The 260-nt window shown below is 48.1% G+C and carries 1 pseudogene; it reads right to left on the bottom strand.

What is annotated here, in order from left to right:
* Window positions 1-260 (bottom strand): annotated as a pseudogene (locus QUA33_RS03555) (CopG family transcriptional regulator); the annotation flags it as partial.

Below are 260 nucleotides of genomic sequence, written 5' to 3' on the forward strand. Positions count from 1 at the left end.
GCACTGGATTTTTCGCCTAGCTGTTGCTGAAACTCGTGTTCCCGGTGTTCTCTTTCGGCCAATTGCTGCTGCAAAGAAGCGAGCGAACTTTCGCGTTCACTCAACTGCTGCTGTAAACTTTCGTAACTTGACTTGGCTACTGTGTCCTGCAACTGGCTTTCGAGATTTTGCTTTTCAGTAGCGAATTGCTGCTGCAAAGAAGCGAGCGAACTTTCGCGTTCACTCAACTGCTGCTGTAAACTTTCGTAACTTGACTTGGC

The organism is Microcoleus sp. Pol14D4, from assembly GCF_036701245.1.
In the GTDB taxonomy this organism is placed as follows: domain Bacteria; phylum Cyanobacteriota; class Cyanobacteriia; order Cyanobacteriales; family Microcoleaceae; genus Microcoleus.